We start from the raw sequence: 21,300 nt of genomic DNA, 5'->3' as shown, positions 1-21,300 counted from the left end.
TTTACCTTCTGTCTTAGAGAGTAATATAAAGTTTGAGTAAAAGATATGAGTATTCTGCGTTTTTATAATAATTGGCACCGTTATCGGCGGGCAGTTAATGCGTTAAGTCATCTTTCAACATATGGACTTAATGATCTTGGCATTTATCATGGCAATATTAATTCAATTGCATGGAGTTATTCGCATAAGCCTTTGTAAGATTTATTTGTTATGGCATTTGAAAGATGCTTTATTTTGAAGAGGGGGTGTGTTTTATGAGACGGTTTTCTTTTCATTTTTGCTACAGCAAATAGAGTATGTGTAAGAGGAAATTTGCTTTTTCGCGTTGCCTACAGCCTGTTTCTAAAAAAAGTAATGCTATTGTGTGCATAATACACTGAGTGCCACTGCTTTTATGCTTATGAAGGTAAAAGGTGGCACCATCATTCTATTTTCTAGCTCGTAAATGTTGCGACAGCTCTTGAATTGAGATAGTCTATAAGAGGCATATTTACTCTTCCTTAAATGATTTTAGCTACATACTGATTCGGCTTGTGATATGCGAGGGAGTGGATTTTGATTGATTCAAAATAGGAGAGTTTGAGATGAATTTTATTATTTTCAGAGCTCTCATTCAAGTTACAAAGCAATGAATTATGATTATAAATAATGTTTTATATATTCAATGCAATATATGAAAGTATGTTCTCTTTTAGAGTTTATGTTTCTTAAAACAAGGTTTTCATTATAATTCATAGGATGAATATCTTGTTTTGTCTATTTTAGATTTTTTGTCGCAGTAGAAAAAAAGAGCCACCTAGGACACCAGCTGCTAAGATAAACCACGTGATAGCATAGACAAGATGATTATTGGGAAAATGTACAATAGTCAGTCCGGCTATGGGAAGGGCTGCTTGCGTGGCTGTTTTTTTCCCAGCATCAATAAAATAAGGAGCAACAGTGGATAAACCAAGTTTTTGTGCCATGGCAGGGAGATCACGTGTATACCATAAATTATTATCAGGATTATTTTTGCGTGGGAAAAAACCATTTTTTTCGCTCATGCGCAACAAACCTATGATTGTAGTTTGCTTTGTATCTGTAACAGAATGTTGATGAGGTGAATCATTTGTATGCAATTGCTCTGAGTTTTGAAAGTCATTGCGGGCATCCATGGGAATAAAACCACGATTCACAAAGGTCAGTGTATTGTCAGCTGTTTGTAAAGGAGTCAAAACCCAATAGCCCGTGGTATCTTGAGAAACAGCAGTGACTAAAATATTTTTATTTTTCAAAAATTTTCCTGTGATGATGACAGGGCGATACTCATCTTTTTCAAAAGTGACATGTGCCCATTGATTTTGGGGTGGTGCTTTGATGGGAGGTAAATGTATACGTTGGTTGGCACTGGTGATAAGATTTGTTTTCCAGTCTAATCGTTGTATTTGCCATACACCGAGTGCACTGAAGAGAAGAAAAAAACACATACATAACATGCTGAACAGAAGTGAAGAAAAATGGATATGTTTTTGTTGAAGCTCTGTCATGGAGGAATCTGTCTTGCTCATGATTAATGCTTCCTTTTTTAGATGGTAGATATTCTTTTAACACGGTAAGCGTGAAAAAAAAACATTATGGATGTCTTTTATGCGAAAAGAGAGCAGAAGGAGCTGATAAGGAATGCAAAAGGTTTTACAAAAGACTTGACCTTTTGTAATCGACACCCTATTAGAAATACGACTTCCCGATAATACCTGTTCAAGGTAGTGTTGTGCGTTTTTGGTAGTGTTGTGCGTTTTTGCGTTTATTCTGTTTTGTGGGTATTGGGATTGAAGAGTATCTTAGAGTTTAAAGGTGTAGTTTATGTCTCGTGCTTGCGAATTGACAGGAAAAACGGTTCTGTATGGTAATAATGTGAGTCATGCAAACAATAAAACCCGTCGTCGTTTTTTACCTAATCTTTGCAATGTGACATTGATTTCGGAAGTGTTACAGCAAAGTTATCGTTTGCGTGTTTCAGCAAGTGCTTTGCGTTCTGTTGAGCATCGCGGTGGTCTGGATGGTTTTTTGCTTAAAGCCGATGATAAAGAATTATCGCAACGTGCGCGTTTATTAAAACGCCAAATCGTTAAGAAAAAAGCAGAACAAGAGATCGAACAACAGGCTGAAAAAGCAGCGTAGTTATTTTTGTTTATGACGAAGTTGGAGTGTTTGTTTTCATTTTATGGAGGCATTGCATTTTAGTCTTTTGTTGTGTCACCGTTATATTTGATTGGTTCCATAACCCAGGTTAAAAAATGTTTTTAACACACAGGCTTTTTTGGGAACAGCAAAAGAAAAGGTGTCTTGCTTTTTCTATCTGTGCGATGTGTATCGCGGTCACAGCTTCTAACATTTTGGTTCAGTATCCTGTCTACTGGTTTGGTTTGAATGAACTCTTAACCTATGGTGCTTTTACCTATCCGTTTGCTTTTTTGATCAATGATTTAAGCAATCGTTTTTATGGTCCAGCCGCAGCGCGGCGTGTTGTTTATGCTGGTTTTTTAACCGGTGTTTTTGTTTCTTGGATTTTGGCTACACCGCGGCTTGCGATTGCTTCTAGTTTAGCATTCTTATTTGGACAACTTCTAGATATTGTTGTTTTTACGCCTTTGCGCCGTAAAACATGGTGGAAAGCACCTTTAGCAGCAGCATTGGTTGGCTCTGCTTTGGATACGGTTTTATTTTTTGCTCTTGCTTTTTCTAGCTTTTTTGCCTTTATCGATCAGATAACAGGTTATGCTGATAGTTCGCTTGTGGAAAGCGTTGTTTTCTTTGGGCTTGAGGTTCCGGTTTGGCTCTCCCTTGCTTTTGGCGATTTTTCAGTGAAAATTGTTATGAGTCTCTTTATGTTGATTCCTTATGGAGCAATCCTTCGTGCTGTGAGACTTTCTCTTTATCAAAGTCATTCAAAAGATGATTCATCTTTTGTTGGTAGCAAATAACAATTTTTATCATTTTATTCCTGAAGGTGGCAAGATATCATGTTGTCTTTTGTGAGAGGCATTTTAGCACACTGTGGGGTATAGATATTTTGTATTAATATGTTGATTTATAAGGATAATTTCATTTTTCAACGTGAATGAGAGCTTTGAAAATAATAAGTTCTCTCATCTTAGGCTCTTTTATTTTGAATCAATCAGAATCATTCTGTTGAATGTTATAAGTATGATCAATGTATGGATAAAATTGTTTAAGAAGAAGCTATAAAGACTTCTCATAAACCGTCTCAGTGCAAGAGTTCTAGCAAGACTATGCGCTGGAAAATAGAATGATGGTTCGGGTTTGTATAGACGTGTAGTAATATCTAAAAATAACATCGAGCTGCGGATTTAGAAGGTTTTTGAAAATTTTTTATAAGGATAAGGTTTTTTATCACTAAATAGCACTTCTAATTGTTTTGTTATAGCGTTAGCGAGCTCTTCGGCATTCATAATTGTTACAGCGTGTTGATAATAGCGTGTGACATCATGACCAATTCCAATGGCAATGAGTTCTATCGGAGAATGTGTTTGGATTTCTTGAATCACTGCGCGTAAATGTTTTTCTAGATAATTGCTGACATTAACCGATAGTGTCGAATCATCAACAGAAGCTCCATCAGAAATGACCATGAGAATACGACGTTGTTCACGTCGTGATAAAAGGCGTTGATGCGCCCAAATCAGTGCTTCACCATCGATATTTTCTTTCAGTAATCCTTCTTGCATCATTAAACCTAAATTGCGTCGTGCGCGACGCCATGGGGTATCCGCACTTTTATAAATAATATGACATAAATCATTAAGGCGCCCAGGATGATAAGGTTTATTTTGCTTGAGCCATTGTTCGCGCGATTTGCCTCCTTTCCAAGTTTTGGTGGTAAAGCCTAAAATTTCAACTTTGACACCACAACGTTCAAGAGTTTGTGCTAAAATATCGGCACAACTTGCTGCAACAATAATTGGTCGTCCGCGCATTGATCCTGAATTATCAATGAGGAGTGAAACAACGGTATCACGAAATTGGGTATTGCTTTCCATTTTAAAAGAGAGTGGTTGCATGGGATCAATGATAAGGCGTGGGAGCCGTGCTGTATCAAGATAGCCTTCTTCAAGGTCAAAGTTCCAATTACGGTTTTGTTGAGCCAGAAGGCGACGCTGTAGGCGATTTGCTAAGCGTCCAACAATGTTTTGGTGATGATTGATTTGCTTATCAAGATAATGGCGCAAGTTATCCAGTTCGCGTTCAGAACAAAAATCCGTTGCTTCCAAAATTTCATCAAATTGACGAGTAAAAACTTTATAATCAGCAAGTCGGTCTATTCGTTCTGAAATGGTGAAAAGACGTTTGGATTGACTTGCTTTTTCTTGCCAAGGGCTTCTTTCTAGTTCTTCTTCGGCTGTATCATTTTCATTTGATTCTGTTGCTTGGGTTTTTCCGTTGTCTTGGGCATCACTTTTTTGTTCAGTTGCTGTTTGTTTCTCACTTTGAGCGTGTTTTTCGTTTTTACTTTCTTTTTCTGCTTGGTTTTGAGGTTCAAACTCATTTTTTAATTTTTTGTTGTTTTCATTGTCAGATTTTTCTTCAAGTTGAATTGCCATTTTTAACGTAACAAGCATTTGGCGAACAATTCGTGCAAAAGCATGTTGGTTGTGAATATGATGTATGAGTTCATTTAGTTCTGCTGCGGCTTTTTGTTCGATTTCGTGACGCCATAATTCTAATACAGCTCCCGCTTCTTGTGGGGGAGGGCGCTCTGTTATTTTTTCGCGCAATAAAAGCGCAATCGCTTCTTGGATAGGAGCTTCACTTTGGGTATTAATTTTTTGATAATGGGCTCTTTGGTATTTATCGGCGAGCATTCCATCAAGATTTTGTGCAATTCCCTCCATACTTAAAGTGCCGATTGCTTCAACACGTGTTTGCTCGAGGGCATCAAAGATGGCACGTGCTTCTGATTCTAGGGGCGCGAATTGTATGTGAATGCGCTTATCATGCAATGCTGTACGCAGAGCCATAGAATCACCTAATCCGCGGCTAATCGTTATATCTTTATCTGTTGCGTGTTGTGGTAATTCCGGTAAACGCGCATAATTTTCACTTAAGGATGGTCTATTGTGACTAAAGGAAACTTCAAGAGTGGGTGTACCAGAAATTGCACGGATACATGTGGAAAGTGCTTTTTTAAAAGTTGCAGCATCAAAAGTACTTTTGGAAGAGTTGTTTGTCAGATTTTTGCTGTTATCGTCAGCTTCTGCTGTCATGATTGATGTATTCCTTAAGGCAAGACACCATGAATAAGTGATTCGGGGAGTTCTTCTCCAAAGGCACGTTGATAAAATTCTGCGACCATGGCGCGTTCAAGTTCATCACATTTATTGAGAAAGGTAAGCCGAAAGGCAAAGCCAGCATTTTGAAAAATTGTTGTATTTTCTGCCCAAGTAATGACTGTGCGCGGGCTCATGACTGTCGAAAGATCTCCATTGATGAAAGATTGGCGTACCATATCAGCAACATGGACCATTTGTGAAACTATCTTTTTCCCTCCCGCTGTCTGAAAAGATTTGACTTTTGAACAGACGATATCAACCTCTTTATCATGAGGTAAATAATTAAGTATCGTCATAATAGACCAGCGATCCATTTGGGCTTGATTGATTTGTTGTGTGCCATGATAGAGCCCTGTTGTATCACCAAGACCAACGGTATTTGCAGTTGCAAAAAGCCGAAATGCTGGATGAGGAGTGATGACGCGGCTTTGATCAAGCAAACTTAGCCTTCCAGAAGCTTCAAGGATGCGTTGGATGACAAACATCACATCGGGGCGTCCTGCATCATATTCATCAAAAACAAGGGCAATATTGTTTTGATAGGCCCATGGCAAAATGCCTTCTTTAAACTCAGTAATTTGTAAGCCATCTTTTAAAACAATCGCATCTTTTCCCACAAGATCAATACGGCTAACGTGACTGTCAAGATTAATTCGGATACAAGGCCAGTTAAGGCGTGCAGCAACTTGTTCAATATGTGTCGATTTGCCGGTGCCATGATAGCCAGAAACCATGACACGGCGGTTAAATGCAAAGCCTGCTACAATCGCTAAAGTTGTTTGCTGATCAAAAAGATAATCAGGGTCCACATCGGGAACGTGGGGGCTTTTTGTGCTAAAAGCAGGCACTTTCATATCCGTATCAATATGGAACAGATCTCGAGCACAGAGTGTGATATCGGGCACATTTTCAACTTTAAGCTTTGTTTTTGTCATTGTTTTTTTGGAAAGGACAGGACGCTCTTTAATTTCGTTCATGAAAAACGATACTAGAGTTAGGGCACTTATGCAATGGCCTATAACGAGAGTCTTCAATATGAAAGGAGCATTCTACCCTATCTTCTGTAATATTTTGTGAAGACCAACAAAGATGATTCAAACAAGAAAACAGATTTGTAAAGACAGGTACAGGTTTCTTTAGCACAAGCCAGATTTTTTGAGCAAATTGTAGGCGTGCAAAACATCGCGAAAGCGCTCTTCTGAAGAGCGGTTACCACCATTAGAATCAGGATGGTGTTTTTTTACCAACTCTTTATATTTTGTTTTGATACTTTCAGCTGAAGCATTTGGTGGTAACCCTAATGTATCGAAAGCTTTGGCTTCTAAGGGTTTTAACTTTCGTGAAAAATTGGTGGAATGACGTTGGGTAAAGAGAGTGAATGGATCGCGCAGACGATTTTGATAGGCAGCTGTACCAGAACGAATTTGTGCATAATTGGCAGCTGTTTTTTTCGATGTGCCATTGCTAAAATCGGTAGGCCATGTTGGGCGATGTCCTGTGAGAGCATCCTTTTGAAATTTTGCGAGATCTTTATCACTAAGGCCAGAGAAATAATTAAAATTTTTGTTATAGGCACGCACATGCTCAATGCAAAAGTGTAAATATTGTCCTTCGTGATTTCGCCCTGCTGGTGCTTTATGGGATGCCGTTTTTTCACACCCTTCCCATTGGCACTTCTGTACTTCTGATACAGCTTCTTGTTTTTTATTAGAGCTTATACGAATTGAGTCGAAAAATTTAGATGTTATTATCATGTCGTTAGGTTTATGAAAAATCGATCGATTTGACAAGAATTGACTTTTGAAAAATTTGTTTTCACACTTGCTTGGTGATGAAAAAAGCACATTGCACCGTTTGTTTTGTGAAGGAACAAAAAATGTCTAATGCGATTCAAACAACAATCACAATGAAGCTCCAGGATGCTTTTCATCCGCAGAAACTTGAGGTCATTAACGAGAGTCACCTTCATGAGGGGCATCCTCATAACGAGCATGCTTTTGATGGTAAAGGCGAAACACATTTTCGGGTGAAAATTCTGTCCTCTTCTTTTTTAGGTATGACGCGTGTGGAAATCCATCGAGCAATTTATCAGGTTTTACACAAAGAGCTGGCAACCTGTGTTCATGCTTTGGCGCTTGAGGTTGAATCTCTATAATTTCTCCTTTTCGTTTAAGTTTTTAAGAACGGGGGTGCGCTTTTTTGTAAATTTCTAGTAAGTGGTCTGTATCAACATGGGTATAAGCTTGGGTGGTGGAAAGACAGGCATGACCAAGAAGCTCTTGAATCGTCCGTAAATCTCCTCCCCGTGACAAAAGATGGGTGGCAAAAGAATGGCGCAATGTGTGTGGAGTAGCAGTTTCTGGTAAACCAAGATGTGCACGTAAGTTTCGTACAGCGCGTTGAATAATGGCTGGTTGCAAAAGACCACCGCGGGCACCACGAAACATTGGTTGGTTGTCCACTAAAGGATATGGACAACATTTGAGGTAATTCTGTACGGCTTCGCGAACAGCTTGGATGAGAGGAACAAGGCGCGTTTTCTCGCCTTTTCCAGTTACGAATAAGCTTGTTTTTTCAGGATCCGAAAATTGTTCTGGTGTGAGTGCTAGCGCTTCTGATATTCGCATCCCGCAGCCATAGAGGAGCACTAAAACAGCGGTATTACGGGCGATGATCCATGGTTCATTTTCTTGTTGATTTTCTTGTTTGACCAAGTGCAGTGCTGACTTTATCGTTAAAGGCTTTGGCAGTGATTTTTGGTGCTTAGGGGTGCGGATAAGTTTAGCAGCGGGAATATTGATAATGCCTTCGCGGGATAAATAGCTGAAAAAAGAACGTAAACCTGCCATTCCACGGCTTAAAGAACGCGCACTTATATTACATGTGCGTCGATAAGCAAGATAAGCGCGTAAATCAATGACACGCAAATTGGCGAGGTCATGAAAGTTTGGCTGGTGTCCTAAATGTTGACAGAAAAAAGACAAGAACTGTCGCGTATCACGTTCATAAGCTTGTACTGTTTGTGTAGCCATACGGCGTGTTTGCAAAAGACACTCCAGCCAATTTTTTCTTGCATCTAAAAGCGCATGATCTGCTGGGATAAGAGGCGTATTTTTGTCGTTTTTGGTGTCATCTTTTGTGGTCATTTCTTAATTAAGAGTCTCTTTTTTTGCAGGTTTTTCGCTTTCAGAGTCACTATTTTTGTTTTGTGGTTTCTCTTCAAGATTGATAAGCTGCTTTTCACCTTTTAGGGAGAGTATTTTTAAAAGATTATTCGTTGACATCAAATGCGCAAAGATTAATCCTAAAAAGCCATTTTTATGGAGTTTAGCAAGTTGATTTGCAGAGAGTTTATTCAGCTTTTCTTCATCAACAATCCAAAAATGCTCTAATTGTGCTGAAAGACCTTTGTTATTTTTTACATTGATTGATTTTTGACCTAAAAGATCCATCTCCACAAGGGCGTCAATAAATTTAGCGGTTTTTTCCATAGCGATTTTAAAGCTTTCAAGAAAACGAATACGCTCTTCCATAAAAGGAGAAATAGATCCATCGGAATTAAAAAGTTCCGTACCTGCGACCTCATTGAACATGCCTGATTTTTGATCAAAGCAAACAGAAAGCTCCTTTTCATTGCTAATTTGTGCAAGAATAAAAGGATAACGACGGACAAAAGCTGGAACATAAGTATTTGTTTTCCAGCTTTTGTCGGAGGTAAGATAGTCATTTTCATCGTTAGAAAGGCCTACAAGAGCAGCGGATGTATAGTGTCGTTTCTTTTGTTCATCTTCTGCACACATAAACAGAATCGGATAATCTAGTGCGGCTTGAAAATATTCACTACTTGCTAAAGGAACCCAATGTGTATCTTTAGCGAAAGACATATCACTTGGTGGCGCATATTTTAGGTTTTTATGAGAAACTTTATTGATTGGTGTGACATCTTTGTAAAACAGCATAACATTTGCCATAAGACTTCTCCTTTAATTAATTTGTTTCTGTTACCAAGAAAGGTCTTTTGGGAAGATTGTCTCATATGGCAACAAGATTGAATAGAAAATTACGAGATTGAAGGATTCGCTTTTAAGAGGTAATATTTCCTTATGGAATATAATAAAAAAAAGCTTAAAAATAAAGTCTATCTTGCTATTATTGGTCCCGCCTACGGAATAAAAGGGGAGGTTTTGGTTAAAGTCTTAAGTGCTAAACCACAACATTTAAAAACTTATGGTATTTTTTATGATGATATGGGGCACTCTTATGAAATTGTAACGTTTCGCGTGCAAAAAAATAACGCGATTGTGCATTTTAAAGGGGTTGAAGATCGTAATGCTGCTGAAGCCTTAAAGGGGATTCGCCTGTATGTTGCACGTGATCAACTGTTGGATGATTTGACTGAAGATGAATTTTATCAAGTCGATTTAATTGGACTCCGTGTCCAGGATTGTGTTGGTCAAACCTTGGGCGAGGTGAGTGGTTTTTTTAATTTTGGGGCTGGTGATTTGCTTGAAATGCGTTTGAATACGCGTAAAACTGTGCTTATTCCCTTTACTAAAGCAGCGGTGCCAGAAATTTGCATTGTTTCTGGTTTCCTTGTTGTCGATCCAATGGCTGCTGGTTTGCTTAGCGACAAGGAGAAAGATTAAGGTAGGAAATGATTTGGGTTAAAAAGTGAAGATGAAAGAATGAAAATATGGGGTTTCAAGCGCGTATTTTAACACTTTATCCCGAAATGTTTCCTGGATTTTTGGGATATTCTTTAGCCGGGCAAGCGTTAGCGCGAGGGATATGGTCACTGGATACGGTGCAGATTAGAGATTTTGCTTTGGATAAACACCATAGCGTTGATGATACACCGGCTGGTGGAGGGGCTGGTATGGTGATGCGGGCAGATGTGTTAGCAGCCGCACTTGATAGTTGTCCACATGATTCGCCACGGTTGCTAATGAGTCCACGTGGGCGGTCTTTTAACCAAGCTTATGCCCGTTCTTTGGCCCGTGAATCGGGAGTAACATTGGTTTGTGGGCGTTTTGAAGGTGTAGATGAGCGGATAATAGAAGCCCGGGAATTGGAAGAGGTATCCATTGGTGATTATGTCCTTTCAGGAGGTGAAACGGCGGCACTGGTTCTTTTGGATGCTATTGTCCGTCTCCTCCCTGGAGTTATGGGTAATGAGGAGTCTGCAAAGTGTGAAAGTTTTGAAAATAGTTTGCTTGAACATCCGCAATATACACGCCCTTCTCTTTTCGAAGGACGGGGCATTCCGCCAGTGTTAACATCAGGTCATCACAAAGCTATTGCGGATTGGCGTCAACAACAAGCCGAAATGTTGACACGTCAACGTCGTCCTGATCTTTATGCGCGTTATGATAAAAATCGTCAGAAAACTTGATTCATGTTGGAAGGTAGTGTATTGCATGGCTCTCTTTTTTAAAGAGCTTTTCTGTGAAGGGTTTTCTAGAATTCCAAAATTAAAATGAAGGAATGGTGTATTCGCTCCTGTGTAAAGCATAGCCTAAAGAACTTCTTTTCTTTGTATGAAAAGGCTTTTCGGCAAGAGTTGAGCGCTCTGACTGTTCGATAAAGAACATGAAGGATAAAAGAAATGAATATTATCGCGCAGCTTGAAGCTGAACAATGTGCGAAAATTGAAGCAAAACGTAAATTGCCAGCCTTTCAACCAGGCGACACAGTTCGTGTTATGGTGCGTGTAACTGAAGGTACACGGACGCGTGTTCAAGCATATGAAGGAATTTGTATTGCACGTTCAGGTGGTGGGTTAAACGAGACCTTTACAGTGCGTAAGATTTCCTATGGTGAAGGTGTTGAACGTGTCTTTCCGGTTTATTCTCCATTGATTGAAGCTGTTGAGCTTGTGCGCCGTGGTAAAGTGCGTCGCGCAAAACTTTATTATCTTCGTGGTTTGAGAGGTAAAGCCGCACGTATCTCTGAAAAGAGAGAATACCGGAAAAAAGGTGAAAAGGTTGCTGACATGACAGAAGCAAAAACGGTAAGCACAGATGCTACAACGTACGTTGGCGAGTAAATACTGTGTCTGTTGGGGTTTATACAAAAGTGGCTTTTATGTTGCTCATTTGTATCTTTTTATGATTCGTTTTTTAGCTAAAAAATGGCTTTGAGTGTGCAGGGAATGTTAAGCCTCTCAAAGTCTCTATACCTTGTTTTTTCTTAACTTATAGTTGTAGTTTAAAGTTCCAGGGGGGAATCATCGATATTTAGAAATAAACGTGACTATACTTGAAAAAATGCATGTTTATATTTGATAAATGGTGTTAGGCTTTTGACGTGAAGATAAAATTGTATTAAATTAAAACGTATTTTACAGCTTATGTATGTAAAAAAATCGGTTTTTTTTATGCGTGACCTTTAATCCGTTATTTGAGACAACCGACCTGTGATAGAGGCAGCTTAAGATGCCAAACAAGTGAAAATGATAATACACTTGGTCGTTTTGTGTGAATTTTATCGTTCATGATGCAGTTGCAGTAAAAACCAGGTCAGGATATTTTATGACAGAGACAATTAGAATAAAAGAGCGTCCTCGTTCCCCTCACGTGAGTATTTATCGATGGACCATAACTATGGCGATGTCAATTGCACATCGGATTACCGGCATAGCTCTTTATTTCGGAATCGTATTCCTTGCTATTTGGTTGGTTTCAGTTGCTTGTGGCGCTGAGGCATTTCGAATAGTCAATGGAATTTATAGTTCTTGGTTTGGGCTTTGTATTTTGTTTCTTTACACGCTTGCTGGTGTTCATCACATGGTTGGTGGTATCCGCCACATTGTTTGGGATATAAAGCCTTGTCTTTTAGCTAAAGAAAAAGCAACAGTGACTGCTTGGGCGACAGTGTTTATTTCTCTCATTGTTACTGTTGCAATTTGGGTTATTGGATACAGTCTTGTCTGACTGGGGGTGGAGAGAGATGAAAGAAGATTTTCGAACGGAACTTGGAAAAGTACGTGGATGTGGAAGTGCGCATAAGGGAACAGAGCATTTTTGGCTACAGCGTCTCACAGGTTTTATTAATTTACCGCTTTTTATTTTTTTTATTATACTTATTCTCTCACTTGTTGGGAAGGATTATAGTGTTGTGCATGCACGACTTGCCCATCCTGTTGTTGCTGTTTTAATGGGATTGTTAACTCTTTCGGTTCTCTATCATATGAAACTTGGAATGCAGGTTGTTATTGAAGATTATATTCCGCGTGAAGGTTTCCGAATATTATTCTTGGCATTAAATATTTTGTTTTGTTTTGTTTTGGGTGGTGTCATCATTTTTGCTCTTTTGAAAATTGCATTAGGGGGTTAAACGATATGGCAAGTGCAGGATCATCTCTGGGCGCTAGAGTGGCTAATGCCCCTTATCGCACTGTAGATCATAAATTTGATGTTGTGGTTGTTGGTGCAGGTGGTGCCGGTTTGCGTGCAACACTCGGTATGGCGGAGCAAGGATTAAAAACAGCCTGTATTACAAAGGTTTTTCCAACTAGGTCGCACACAGTCGCAGCACAAGGGGGTATTGCTGCATCACTTTCCAATATGGGGCCTGACAATTGGCAGTGGCATCTATATGATACCGTGAAAGGATCTGATTGGTTAGGCGATACTGATGCAATGGAATATTTGGTACGTAATGCACCTGCTGCTGTATATGAATTAGAACATTATGGCGTGCCTTTTTCACGTACGCGGGAAGGTAAAATTTATCAACGTCCTTTTGGGGGGCATACAACGCAGTTTGGTGAAGGTCCACCTGTCCAGCGTACTTGTGCTGCAGCTGATCGTACAGGACATGCAATATTGCATACGCTTTATGGGCAAAGCTTGAAACATAATGCGCAGTTTTTTATTGAATATTTTGCCCTTGATTTGATCATGACCGATGGTGTGTGCACGGGGGTTGTAGCGTGGAATCTCGATGATGGTACAATACATTGTTTTTCTGCCAAGATGGTTGTCCTTGCAACTGGTGGCTATGGACGTGCTTATTTTTCAGCAACATCAGCTCATACTTGTACAGGTGACGGAGGAGGGATGATCGCACGTGCTGGATTACCACTGCAGGATATGGAGTTTGTTCAATTTCATCCCACAGGTATTTATGGTTCTGGTTGTCTCATTACAGAAGGGGCACGTGGTGAAGGAGGCTACTTGATCAATTCTGAGGGTGAACGTTTTATGGAGCGGTATGCCCCGTCCTTTAAAGATTTGGCTTCACGTGATCTGGTTTCGCGTTGTATAACGCTTGAAATTCGCGAAGGGCGTGGTGTCGGACCGAGGAAAGACCATATCCATTTGGTTCTTAACCATATCGATCCTGCTATCTTGCATGAACGGTTGCCCGGGATTTCAGAATCAGCACGGATCTTCGCAGGGGTTGATGTGACAAAAGAACCTATCCCTATTCTTCCAACGGTTCATTATAATATGGGGGGTATTCCCACTAATTACTATGGGGAAGTTCTCAACCCAACACCTGATTCGCCCGATCGTGTTCAACCAGGTTTGATGGCTGTGGGGGAGGCTGGATGTGCCTCTGTTCATGGCGCTAACCGTTTGGGATCAAATTCATTAATTGATCTTGTCGTATTTGGGCGTGCTGCCGCAATTCGCGCTGGTGAAGTGGTTGATAAAGACGCTGAAATCCCACCTATAAATGAGAAAGCTGTTGACGAAATTATGGCGCGTTTTGATCGTTTACGCTTTGCTCAAGGGAAGACGCCAACAGCTGTATTGCGTGAAAAAATGCAACGCACTATGCAAGAAGATGCAGCTGTATTTCGTACAGGAGATTCTTTGCAGCAGGGATGCAAGCGGATAACTCAAATTTGGGATGAATTATCTGATCTCAAAGTAACAGATCGCTCACTGATATGGAATTCTGATTTGGTTGAAACATTAGAGCTTGAAAATTTGATGGTCAATGCAATTACCACTGTTTATTCTGCAGAAGCGCGTTTAGAAAGTCGGGGGGCTCATGCACGTGAAGATTATCCAGAACGTGACGACAAAAATTGGCGTAAGCATACGCTTTCGCATTTGTCAAAAGATGGTAAGGTGACTTTATCCTATCGCCCTGTTCATGTGGATCCGTTAACATCTGAAGCAGAGGGTGGTATCGATTTGAAGCGTATTGCACCTAAAAAACGTGTTTACTAAGGGGAGAATAAATTATGGTACAAATTAAGCTTCCAAAAAATTCTCAAGTAAAACCTGGAAAGGTTTGGCCTAAGCCTAAAGGTGCTACCAAACTAACGGAATTTCACGTTTATCGTTGGTCGCCTGATGATGAGGAAAATCCCCATATTGATACCTATTATGTGGATCGTTCGCTTTGTGGACCAATGATTCTCGATGGACTTTTGTTCATTAAGAATCATATTGATCCGACTTTGACGCTTCGTCGCTCCTGCCGTGAAGGTATTTGTGGTTCCTGTGCAATGAATATTGATGGAACCAATACGCTGGCTTGTACAAAAGGTATGGATGATGTGAAGCATCCCATCAAGGTGTATCCTTTGCCTTCTATGCCGATTGTAAAAGATTTGGTTCCTGATTTAAAGCGCTTTTATGCCCAACATCGTATGATTGAACCTTGGTTGCAAACTGTTTCGCCTGAGCCTGCTAAAGAATGGTTGCAAAGTTATTCTGATCGTCAAAAAATTGATGGTCTTTATGAATGTATTTTGTGTGCATGTTGTCAAACTTCATGTCCGAGTTATTGGTGGAACGGCGATCGTTATTTGGGACCAGCTATTTTGCTCCAAGCTTATCGTTGGATTGCAGATTCACGTGATGAAATGTGTGGGGAGCGTCTTGATAATTTAGAAGATCCTTTTCGCCTTTACCGGTGCCATACCATTATGAATTGTGCGCAGACTTGTCCAAAGGGATTAAATCCAGCTAAAGCGATTGCTGAGATTAAAAAACTCATGGTTGAACGCAGCCTTTAAAAAATTTATTGGTTACTTTTAGGATTAAAGTGAAAGGCTGTCGGGCTTTTATATGCCCTTTTATGCTCTTTAAAGCTTTGCATACGGCTCAATCTATGAAAACTTATCAATTTCTTATGAGAATTAAAAAGTGGCTGTTCCCACATTAAAAAATGAGATTTTCTTTTGAGAAAAGGAGACGCCTTATTGAGAATATGTACCTTAAATAAAAGAAATGGAGAAATAAAAGAAATGGAGTTGCTCTGTTTGCTATGATCTATAGTCAACCATTATAGAAATTATGCTGCATTTTTATGAATCTTTATGGAGATTAATTTTGTATTCTTTCACATTTCTCCGTAGAAAATAGTAACTTTTAGCGTAGTTTAAGGTTTCGTTTTGTCATTCAACTTTGTTGTTTCTTGTATACAAGCGCAATAAACTTGTTTGAGCAACGAAATGCTTTTTCATCTTATTTTTTGGTATAAAAGAAATTTCTGAATATGAGGCATGGAATTTTATAGAAACCATGGATGGTATACTTAATTACTGTTTTGTATTTGATTGTTCATGATACGGTTATTAAAAAACTTTCTTATTTTATTGGATTCATTTTCTCATCATCTTTGAGTAAGAAAGTAAAGACTGATATGATTTTCAGAGTAGAAAGATACACGTATAATCTTTCTGGTGGTTAGGGAGTGATCTATAGTACTGCAAAATTATGCTAAAGAAGAAACCATAAGACGGAGTGTATTAACGTCAAGCATTTGTAAAATTGGTTGCAGGATATTTTCAGATGCAAATTTTGTTTTTTACAAAATACAATACGGTTCAAGGAAGATTTCAATGGGCGTTGCCCGTAATCAAGGCGATAACAAAGCTCAGTATGTTATGCTATCATTGCTGAATTGAAATATGGTTTGTTTATGCTAAATCGAAATTTATAGTGCATTAAGCTATCTCGTGTCAGTAAACTGTATAAAAGCGTTCTTTGGTTTAAAAATATATGCGTTAATGATTAAAAATGAAACCTAGAATTCTTGGACGATAAGCTACAGTCTTTATGGCGACAATTATTTTTGGTTTTCTAATATAAATGTTTCATAAAAATTACGTTGATAGTAGAATCGAGAGTTATTCCTCTTGTTGCAATATTTATTTTGTAGAGATTATCTCTCTTTTGTATAAAAACATACTTGCCAAAAAAACAATCAAAAGCAATAAAATCTCGTGTACAATTTGGTTTTTCCGAAGGGCTATTATCATATAAATCTCATTTTCACTATTAAAGGCAGAGAGCCTATTTTAATAAGAGCATGAAAGGTTTATTGGAAAGGCTAATAAAAAAACCGTGACAAATTGTCACGGCTCTTATTGTTTTTATGATAATATTAAAAGAAAAGTTTCACTTAAACTATCTTCGATTTAGAAAAAATTGGATCGTAAAAGACTTCGGAGAGTTTTCGATCCTTGAAGAACAACACTACATCTACTGTAGTGTAAAGTACTATTTTTATCATTTCTAGTTCGAGCTGACGACCTACTTCTGATCTTTTGATCAGTGTGGCACACCGTTCGAATGTTTGCAAAGCATTATTGGCGTGTGTTGTTGTAATTGATCCAGGATGACCAGTGTTCAACGAGTTGAGATATTCCCACGCTTCGTTGCCACGTAGTTCTGCAAGAAAAATGCGGTCGGGTGATTGACGCAGACACGCATCTAGGCATTCATCAGCCGAAACCCGACCTGCGCCATTGCCATACAGCATATGTACATGATTGGGATGATTGGGTAGAAAAAGTTCATGAACATCCTCAATTGTGATAATGCGTTCTTCTACTGGTACTTTTTCAATTAAGGAGCGAGCAAATGTTGTTTTACCCGACCCTGTTCTCCCTGCGATGACGATATTACGTTTGTGAAGTACACATTCTTCTAAAAATGCAAGAATTTTTCTCTCACGCTTGAGATGCAAAAGTTGCACTTCAAATGGTTCCAACCGCGTGAAATCCTGCTTGGATAACAAATCTGTTGCTTCTTTTTCCGAAGGTTTATTGAAGCTTACATCGCTAAAACCATCAAATACACCCTCTTCGTTGAGTTCCTCTAACGTTTTAACCGTGAGAGAATGCTTACGAATCATAAAGGAGAGTGTACCATTGATAACAGCGGGTGTTTGCACAATTGTACCACGCTGTCCACCAGGTAGCTGCACATAATTGATGCTCCTGGGAGCCACGCCATTATAAACAATAATGGCTGTGATAAGTGTTTGTAAAAAAGCAGCCGTCAACTCTGGCACGATATGTACTTGCCAACTATCAAAGCTTTTTGTCCATACTTCACAGGGGCGACAAATCGATAATTCAGTAATTTTCGGATCTTCTAAGAATTGATCAAGCGGTTGTAGAAGTTGCGCAACTGCTTGATCTTTCTGTATTCGGTTAACGTGTAACGAGGCTGTAGACATCACTGAAATCCAGATCTCGAGCAACAAAAATATTCACCCGCTCGCCTTGGTTTTTGTAAAGTGTTGGTGTAATGTTAATCGTACTTTGAAGAACTTCGGTAACCACCGATTCAGCATTCTGTATACCTTGAGGTTGTGTTTTCTCCTTATTTTCTTTACTTCCTTGTCCAATTTTATCTTTTATCCATTCTCCCAAATCACTGATTATGCTCACCATGATTGCACCACCGAACCGTTGCCAAAAATGCGTATCAACCCAACCACCGATACCAGCTTCACCAAGAGGACCAGTGCCAGGTGAGTCGAGATTAACAATAACACCAGAAGGCGTTTCAATACGTGACCATTGCACGAAGACCCGTGTTTGTCCTTGTTGTATGCCGCTTTGGTAGAAACCAACGACTTTAGAACCACGATCTAACAAAACAACACGACCACTAGTAGAATAAACATCACGTGTTAAATGACAAGTTGTCATTCCTGGCTGTGATGTGACAATTTTTGTTTCCAGTGTACAATCTATCTGTGTTCCCTGCGTAATCAAGAGATCACGGTTACGGAGTTGAGCTGCATGCGATTGACCTAATCGTACAGGCTGGAGATGGTCGAATAATACATCATTATTTCTATCATTGTTAGATGTATTGTTTGTTGAATGGTCTGTAGAGCTTTCACTGCCACCGTTGTTAAGACCAGAGTTGAACATACGTTTGCGCGCTAACTCTTCAGTATCTTTGAGCAAATGTGGTGGCATCGCTGTTTGAAGAAGTTGAGCTAAAGCTGGAGGGATACCCTGTGTTGGTTCTCCTGACTGTGTTGGTTTTTCTGTTTCTTCTACAACCTTTGGTTCCTCTATGACCCGAGGGGTATAGCTCGGTATAATTTGTTGTACCGTCTGTTGAGGCTTTTCTTCCTCAATATTTATGGCATTACGCATTTTTAAAGCTTTCCAAGTCAGAGCAATCGGTACTGCTACTATAACAATGAGTCCTACTATTAACAATGCACGGGCACCGGGAATTGTTGGACGGCGCTCCAAACCTAATTCGGAGCTACCATAGGCATCTTCAAGATGTTTTTGCTCGTCGTAGTCCAGTTTTGCACCTTTGTTAATTTCATCCCCTTTCTTATTGTCGAACATTAGTTTCCTCCTTTATTGATGCGATGAACCACCGAAGATACTGTCCCAGTTGTGTTTGGTATACCATTAGGATCATAGGCTTCATTGAAAACAGCTAAAGCACGTTTGCCAAGCCGTATAAGCCATTTAGGATTGACCTTATGAACGGCGATAATATCATTGGCACTACCTACAACAGTACGTGGTATTAAGCTTTCATTGCCTTCAGCATCTACTACGTAAATTGATGGCATATCCATGTTGGCAGGAAATTTGAAATAGGTAATACGTCCATTGTCCCAAGCATTTATCGGGGCAATATCTTGGTTGCCGCTCATAGTGTAGTTGAGGTTGTACCCTCTCACGCCTTGGTGAAAACCACGTTCAATGGCAAGACGTTGATTGTTTTCTTCTAATTTTTGGGTATTTGTCTCGGGATAATGGAAAGCGAGTTCATAGGTTGCTCCAGCACGGTCATTTCGGAATTGTAGTCGGAATTTATAGCTACGTTTATCGGTTACAACGATGAGATTCGTATTAGCGAGTTCTGCTTTGGGTTTAATAAAGATATGCCGTCCTTTATGTGCAAAAGCATAGGCATCCGAATCACCAAAAGCATGGGTGATATATTGTTCACCTTCTTCAAGGATGATATGTGTTGCCACACCGAGAACGGTTTCAATTTGAACAACATCAGCTGCATTATACATTACATAACGAATGCGATGATCGTATTGTGAACTGGATGGGGTTTTGAGTGCTTGTACGGGTATCGTATAAAAAAAGGAAAATGAGGACAGTAGGCAAAGGAACACAAATTTTTTCATAATAATCAATTCCTTAATTGTTCAACAGTACTTCCGGATCAGCACGATAACTTGTCACTTGGAAACCAAGGGGATTAAGCAATCGGTCAGATGATTTCATTGGTGCACCAACGTAGGTGTAGCCAATTGTTGCGATCTGGTGTTGTTTTGGTCCAACTGTGCCGTTGCTGTCCTGTTGCTGTGTTGTAAAACGCACGGTCGCTTGACCAAGTCCATTTGGCTGGATCGATCGTATTTTAACTGTGATGCGTGCTTTGTTGGAAAGCACTTGGTCACGTGCATTTTCACCCTCATAGATTTTATAAAATTCCTGTTGAACAGTAGGGGCACTTAAAAGTGCTGTAGTGTCATAGTTCAACTGAATAGTATCGTAATCGTAAGTTTCGCGATTAAGCACGTATTGATTGAGCCAGTATCTATCAACAACTTCTCCATAGCTGTCTTCATGTTCGCGCATTATCGAAATAACATCGACTGCACCAGTTGTATTATCAACGCGTAACACCAAAGGAGTGGGAGCTGGTTGGGAAAAGCCGACAACCCCGCATATCATGCCGAACAATCCAAAAATGCCAACAGCACCCGCTACACGCCATGCTGTTTTGCGCGACCTTACAAATTCATTGATGAGGTCACGTTCCAAGCCTCTGCTTTCCTCATAATAAGAGTTAAGTTGTTCAGCTTTTACTGGTTTTGGTTGTTTTTTTCTCATATGGCTCCTCGCTGAATTTCGGCAGGGACTGTTTTATTGATAGGTACACGGTTCCAATTACTTGGTTGCTTTGGCTTTGGAGCCAATATGCAAGCCGATAAAAGACTCGCAATTAAAATTGTAAAAATGATTTGTTTCATTTTAACATTCCTCTTTTATGACCGCAATATACACTTTAACACTTTTTTGTCATTATTTCAATTTTGATTAGAAAATATATTGGATTATAATTGCATTTATTTTCTAATTTCATTGTTTTATTTCTGTAAACAGAAATATCAGCTACAGTGCCGATATTTTCCACCGCGTTGCAGGGATATTTTGATCATTTAGTTATACGGCTGTTACGGGAAGCATTTCTTCCCATAATGTTTGGTCTCCAATGTCCAAACGTAACGCCTTTTGCTAAAGCATTTGCCATGCTTGATAGTTTGAGCAACAGGACAATAGAGATAATGGAAAGGATAAGTGCACCACCAAGTGCGTAACCTACATTCTGCTTTCCATCAAACTCTAGATCGGTCATATAATTTGCAAAGATCTCCATCATCAGACTAGATATGGTGGCTAGGAGTACAATGAGAATTGTATAGCTTAAGATTTGCGCTACCCATTGCTCAAAAAAGCGATAGGTTGGTTGCCAAAGTAAAGCAATAATGAAGAGTGGCCCAAGTCCGACGAGAAGAGCAAGTGCAATTTTTGCTAGCAGGATGAATGCACCACCGATTGCAGCGAGGAAACTTGTTGCAAGCAAGATAAGGATGCCGAAGAGACCGTAAAGCAACCCATCAGCATCTAAGAAAGCCGCTTCTTCGAAGGCTTTGCTTGCACATTCGAAACCTCTTTCAGCGACTTTATCAATCAAGTTGATTAATTGAT

Annotated in this window: 23 protein-coding genes; 11 read left to right on the top strand and 12 right to left on the bottom strand. The window is 39.5% G+C overall.

Annotated features, from left to right (window positions below; translation table 11 throughout):
- Positions 1-45: 45 nt before the first annotated feature.
- Positions 46-198 carry a DUF1127 domain-containing protein gene (locus HNQ69_RS03580; protein ID WP_183228721.1) on the top strand — a complete coding sequence of 51 codons (153 nt, stop codon included), beginning with the start codon at positions 46-48 and terminating at the stop codon, positions 196-198.
- Between the two features lie 563 nt (positions 199-761).
- On the opposite strand, the gene HNQ69_RS03575 is transcribed toward HNQ69_RS03580, so the two are convergent.
- Positions 762-1,547, bottom strand: coding sequence for an SURF1 family protein (locus tag HNQ69_RS03575; protein WP_183228720.1), 786 nt, complete (start codon positions 1,545-1,547; stop codon positions 762-764).
- A 295-nt stretch (positions 1,548-1,842) separates the two neighbouring features.
- Between HNQ69_RS03575 and rpmB the strand changes: the two genes are divergently transcribed.
- Together rpmB and HNQ69_RS03565 are read left to right on the top strand one after the other, a co-directional pair.
- The gene (gene rpmB / locus HNQ69_RS03570; protein WP_183228719.1) at positions 1,843-2,160 is read left to right on the top strand and encodes a 50S ribosomal protein L28; all 318 of its coding nucleotides are present in this window, start codon (positions 1,843-1,845) and stop codon (positions 2,158-2,160) included.
- 116 nt (positions 2,161-2,276) lie between these two features.
- The gene (locus HNQ69_RS03565) at positions 2,277-2,963 is read left to right on the top strand and encodes a VUT family protein (RefSeq protein ID WP_183228718.1); all 687 of its coding nucleotides are present in this window, start codon (positions 2,277-2,279) and stop codon (positions 2,961-2,963) included.
- Positions 2,964-3,350: 387 nt separating this feature from the next.
- On the opposite strand, the gene cobT is transcribed toward HNQ69_RS03565, so the two are convergent.
- The 3 genes from cobT to HNQ69_RS03550 form a co-directional block, all read right to left on the bottom strand.
- Entirely contained in the window at positions 3,351-5,264 is a 1,914-nt protein-coding gene (gene cobT, locus HNQ69_RS03560) for a cobaltochelatase subunit CobT (protein WP_183228717.1), read from the bottom strand.
- A gap of 14 nt (positions 5,265-5,278) precedes the next feature.
- Complete coding sequence (cobS, locus tag HNQ69_RS03555; protein WP_183228903.1) at positions 5,279-6,265, bottom strand: cobaltochelatase subunit CobS; 987 nt, start codon at positions 6,263-6,265, stop codon at positions 5,279-5,281.
- A 201-nt stretch (positions 6,266-6,466) separates the two neighbouring features.
- The gene (locus HNQ69_RS03550) at positions 6,467-7,084 is read right to left on the bottom strand and encodes a J domain-containing protein (protein WP_183228716.1); all 618 of its coding nucleotides are present in this window, start codon (positions 7,082-7,084) and stop codon (positions 6,467-6,469) included.
- Positions 7,085-7,206: 122 nt separating this feature from the next.
- On the opposite strand from HNQ69_RS03550, the gene HNQ69_RS03545 reads away from it, so the two are divergent.
- Complete coding sequence (locus tag HNQ69_RS03545) at positions 7,207-7,485, top strand: BolA family protein (protein ID WP_183228715.1); 279 nt, start codon at positions 7,207-7,209, stop codon at positions 7,483-7,485.
- A 22-nt stretch (positions 7,486-7,507) separates the two neighbouring features.
- Here HNQ69_RS03545 and HNQ69_RS03540 read toward each other — a convergent pair whose 3' ends face one another.
- Together HNQ69_RS03540 and HNQ69_RS03535 are read right to left on the bottom strand one after the other, a co-directional pair.
- Positions 7,508-8,476: a tyrosine recombinase XerC gene (locus HNQ69_RS03540; protein ID WP_183228714.1), complete on the bottom strand. Its 969-nt coding sequence runs from the start codon at positions 8,474-8,476 to the stop codon at positions 7,508-7,510.
- 3 nt (positions 8,477-8,479) lie between these two features.
- A complete protein-coding gene (locus HNQ69_RS03535) occupies positions 8,480-9,301 on the bottom strand; it encodes a SapC family protein (RefSeq protein WP_183228713.1) in 822 nt (273 codons plus the stop codon).
- Between the two features lie 132 nt (positions 9,302-9,433).
- Here HNQ69_RS03535 and rimM point away from each other — a divergent pair, with 132 nt between their 5' ends.
- The 7 genes from rimM to HNQ69_RS03500 all read left to right on the top strand — a co-directional run bounded on the left by rimM (position 9,434) and on the right by HNQ69_RS03500 (position 15,309).
- Positions 9,434-9,976 (top strand): ribosome maturation factor RimM, encoded by a 543-nt coding sequence (rimM, locus tag HNQ69_RS03530; RefSeq protein ID WP_183228712.1) that lies wholly within the window; start codon positions 9,434-9,436, stop codon positions 9,974-9,976.
- Positions 9,977-10,023: 47 nt separating this feature from the next.
- Positions 10,024-10,722 carry a tRNA (guanosine(37)-N1)-methyltransferase TrmD gene (gene trmD / locus HNQ69_RS03525; RefSeq protein ID WP_183228711.1) on the top strand — a complete coding sequence of 233 codons (699 nt, stop codon included), beginning with the start codon at positions 10,024-10,026 and terminating at the stop codon, positions 10,720-10,722.
- A 213-nt stretch (positions 10,723-10,935) separates the two neighbouring features.
- Positions 10,936-11,376, top strand: coding sequence for a 50S ribosomal protein L19 (gene rplS / locus HNQ69_RS03520; RefSeq protein ID WP_183228710.1), 441 nt, complete (start codon positions 10,936-10,938; stop codon positions 11,374-11,376).
- 484 nt (positions 11,377-11,860) lie between these two features.
- The gene (sdhC, locus tag HNQ69_RS03515) at positions 11,861-12,262 is read left to right on the top strand and encodes a succinate dehydrogenase, cytochrome b556 subunit (RefSeq protein ID WP_183228709.1); all 402 of its coding nucleotides are present in this window, start codon (positions 11,861-11,863) and stop codon (positions 12,260-12,262) included.
- Positions 12,263-12,278: 16 nt separating this feature from the next.
- Positions 12,279-12,665, top strand: coding sequence for a succinate dehydrogenase, hydrophobic membrane anchor protein (gene sdhD, locus HNQ69_RS03510; RefSeq protein ID WP_183228708.1), 387 nt, complete (start codon positions 12,279-12,281; stop codon positions 12,663-12,665).
- Between the two features lie 5 nt (positions 12,666-12,670).
- Complete coding sequence (gene sdhA, locus HNQ69_RS03505) at positions 12,671-14,515, top strand: succinate dehydrogenase flavoprotein subunit (protein ID WP_183228707.1); 1,845 nt, start codon at positions 12,671-12,673, stop codon at positions 14,513-14,515.
- A gap of 14 nt (positions 14,516-14,529) precedes the next feature.
- The gene (locus HNQ69_RS03500; RefSeq protein ID WP_183228706.1) at positions 14,530-15,309 is read left to right on the top strand and encodes a succinate dehydrogenase iron-sulfur subunit; all 780 of its coding nucleotides are present in this window, start codon (positions 14,530-14,532) and stop codon (positions 15,307-15,309) included.
- A 1,391-nt stretch (positions 15,310-16,700) separates the two neighbouring features.
- On the opposite strand, the gene virB11 is transcribed toward HNQ69_RS03500, so the two are convergent.
- The 6 genes from virB11 to HNQ69_RS03470 all read right to left on the bottom strand — a co-directional run.
- Entirely contained in the window at positions 16,701-17,765 is a 1,065-nt protein-coding gene (virB11, locus tag HNQ69_RS03495) for a P-type DNA transfer ATPase VirB11 (RefSeq protein WP_343056831.1), read from the bottom strand.
- On the bottom strand, positions 17,737-18,903 hold the full coding sequence (virB10, locus tag HNQ69_RS03490; RefSeq protein WP_183228704.1) for a type IV secretion system protein VirB10: 1,167 nt from the start codon (positions 18,901-18,903) through the stop codon (positions 17,737-17,739). The genes virB11 and virB10 overlap by 29 nt, the downstream gene beginning before the upstream one ends.
- Positions 18,903-19,709 (bottom strand): P-type conjugative transfer protein VirB9, encoded by an 807-nt coding sequence (gene virB9 / locus HNQ69_RS03485; RefSeq protein WP_183228703.1) that lies wholly within the window; start codon positions 19,707-19,709, stop codon positions 18,903-18,905. The genes virB10 and virB9 overlap by 1 nt, the downstream gene beginning before the upstream one ends.
- A gap of 13 nt (positions 19,710-19,722) precedes the next feature.
- On the bottom strand, positions 19,723-20,421 hold the full coding sequence (locus HNQ69_RS03480) for a VirB8 family type IV secretion system protein (RefSeq protein ID WP_183228702.1): 699 nt from the start codon (positions 20,419-20,421) through the stop codon (positions 19,723-19,725).
- Positions 20,418-20,561, bottom strand: coding sequence for a TrwH protein (locus HNQ69_RS03475; protein WP_183228701.1), 144 nt, complete (start codon positions 20,559-20,561; stop codon positions 20,418-20,420). Before HNQ69_RS03475 ends, HNQ69_RS03480 begins: the two co-directional genes overlap by 4 nt.
- A 185-nt stretch (positions 20,562-20,746) precedes the next feature.
- The coding region (locus tag HNQ69_RS03470) for a TrbL/VirB6 family protein (RefSeq protein WP_183228700.1) at positions 20,747-21,300 on the bottom strand (554 nt) is incomplete at its 5' end.

It is taken from the genome of Bartonella callosciuri (assembly GCF_014203215.1).
Taxonomy (GTDB): domain Bacteria; phylum Pseudomonadota; class Alphaproteobacteria; order Rhizobiales; family Rhizobiaceae; genus Bartonella; species Bartonella callosciuri.
This window is presented reverse-complemented; position numbering and strand designations above follow the sequence as displayed.

What these genes read in the sequence shown, in the direction of transcription:
- HNQ69_RS03580 (WP_183228721.1), top strand. Translation starts at nt 46, where the DNA reads ATGAGTATTCTGCGTTTTTATAATAATTGGCACCGTTATCGGCGGGCA.
- HNQ69_RS03575 (WP_183228720.1), bottom strand. Translation starts at nt 1,547, where the DNA reads ATGAGCAAGACAGATTCCTCCATGACAGAGCTTCAACAAAAACATATC.
- rpmB (WP_183228719.1), top strand. Translation starts at nt 1,843, where the DNA reads ATGTCTCGTGCTTGCGAATTGACAGGAAAAACGGTTCTGTATGGTAAT.
- HNQ69_RS03565 (WP_183228718.1), top strand. Translation starts at nt 2,277, where the DNA reads ATGTTTTTAACACACAGGCTTTTTTGGGAACAGCAAAAGAAAAGGTGT.
- cobT (WP_183228717.1), bottom strand. Translation starts at nt 5,264, where the DNA reads ATGACAGCAGAAGCTGACGATAACAGCAAAAATCTGACAAACAACTCT.
- cobS (WP_183228903.1), bottom strand. Translation starts at nt 6,265, where the DNA reads ATGACAAAAACAAAGCTTAAAGTTGAAAATGTGCCCGATATCACACTC.
- HNQ69_RS03550 (WP_183228716.1), bottom strand. Translation starts at nt 7,084, where the DNA reads ATGATAATAACATCTAAATTTTTCGACTCAATTCGTATAAGCTCTAAT.
- HNQ69_RS03545 (WP_183228715.1), top strand. Translation starts at nt 7,207, where the DNA reads ATGTCTAATGCGATTCAAACAACAATCACAATGAAGCTCCAGGATGCT.
- HNQ69_RS03540 (WP_183228714.1), bottom strand. Translation starts at nt 8,476, where the DNA reads ATGACCACAAAAGATGACACCAAAAACGACAAAAATACGCCTCTTATC.
- HNQ69_RS03535 (WP_183228713.1), bottom strand. Translation starts at nt 9,301, where the DNA reads ATGGCAAATGTTATGCTGTTTTACAAAGATGTCACACCAATCAATAAA.
- rimM (WP_183228712.1), top strand. Translation starts at nt 9,434, where the DNA reads ATGGAATATAATAAAAAAAAGCTTAAAAATAAAGTCTATCTTGCTATT.
- trmD (WP_183228711.1), top strand. Translation starts at nt 10,024, where the DNA reads ATGGGGTTTCAAGCGCGTATTTTAACACTTTATCCCGAAATGTTTCCT.
- rplS (WP_183228710.1), top strand. Translation starts at nt 10,936, where the DNA reads ATGAATATTATCGCGCAGCTTGAAGCTGAACAATGTGCGAAAATTGAA.
- sdhC (WP_183228709.1), top strand. Translation starts at nt 11,861, where the DNA reads ATGACAGAGACAATTAGAATAAAAGAGCGTCCTCGTTCCCCTCACGTG.
- sdhD (WP_183228708.1), top strand. Translation starts at nt 12,279, where the DNA reads ATGAAAGAAGATTTTCGAACGGAACTTGGAAAAGTACGTGGATGTGGA.
- sdhA (WP_183228707.1), top strand. Translation starts at nt 12,671, where the DNA reads ATGGCAAGTGCAGGATCATCTCTGGGCGCTAGAGTGGCTAATGCCCCT.
- HNQ69_RS03500 (WP_183228706.1), top strand. Translation starts at nt 14,530, where the DNA reads ATGGTACAAATTAAGCTTCCAAAAAATTCTCAAGTAAAACCTGGAAAG.
- virB10 (WP_183228704.1), bottom strand. Translation starts at nt 18,903, where the DNA reads ATGTTCGACAATAAGAAAGGGGATGAAATTAACAAAGGTGCAAAACTG.
- virB9 (WP_183228703.1), bottom strand. Translation starts at nt 19,709, where the DNA reads ATGAAAAAATTTGTGTTCCTTTGCCTACTGTCCTCATTTTCCTTTTTT.
- HNQ69_RS03480 (WP_183228702.1), bottom strand. Translation starts at nt 20,421, where the DNA reads ATGAGAAAAAAACAACCAAAACCAGTAAAAGCTGAACAACTTAACTCT.
- HNQ69_RS03475 (WP_183228701.1), bottom strand. Translation starts at nt 20,561, where the DNA reads ATGAAACAAATCATTTTTACAATTTTAATTGCGAGTCTTTTATCGGCT.